The 730-nt window shown below is 61.4% G+C and carries 1 protein-coding gene; it reads left to right on the top strand.

Translation table 4 applies throughout. The annotated features are described in order from the left end of the window. Positions 1-730, top strand: a 730-nt coding sequence (gene amrS, locus FJO69_RS07710; RefSeq protein ID WP_140781571.1) for an AmmeMemoRadiSam system radical SAM enzyme, incomplete at both ends; no start/stop codon positions are given.

Here is a 730-nt window from a genome sequence, read left to right as displayed (position 1 = left end):
ACGAGGGACAGCGTGGCCTGTGTTTCGTCCGCGGCCGCTTTGACGATCAAGTGAAGCGCACCAGCTACGGACGCTCTAGCGGATTCTGTGTCGATCCGATCGAGAAAAAGCCGCTCAACCACTTCTTGCCAGGTTCGGCGACGCTGTCTTTCGGCACCGCCGGGTGCAACCTGGCGTGCAAGTTCTGCCAGAACTGGGATATCTCCAAGTCCCGCGAGATCGACGTCCTGGCCAGTCGGGCGGCCCCGGCCGACATCGCCCGGACCGCACACGAATTGGGTTGCCGCAGCGTGGCATTCACCTACAACGACCCAACGATCTTCTGGGAGTATGCCGCCGATGTAGCCGACGCCTGCCACGACCAGGGAATCAAAGCCGTCGCGGTGACGGCCGGGTACATGTGTCCTGAGCCCCGCGCGGAATTCTACCGGCGTGTCGACGCCGCCAACGTCGACCTAAAGGCATTCACCGAAGACTTTTATCGCAAGGTTTGCGTCAGTCACCTGCGCAACGTCCTGGACACCCTGGCCTACCTGCGGCACCAGACGAATGTGTGGTTGGAGATCACCACCCTGCTGATTCCCGGACGTAACGACAGCGACGCGGAAGTCGCTGCCGAATGCAGATGGATCCGCGAAAACCTGGGCGTCGACGTGCCGGTGCATTTCACCGCGTTCCATCCCGACTACAAGATGATGGACACCCCGGCTACACCAACCGCCACATTGAC

This window comes from [Mycoplasma] falconis, from assembly GCF_006385795.1.
GTDB lineage: Bacteria > Bacillota_I > Bacilli_A > Mycoplasmatales > Metamycoplasmataceae > Metamycoplasma > Metamycoplasma falconis.
This window is presented reverse-complemented; position numbering and strand designations above follow the sequence as displayed.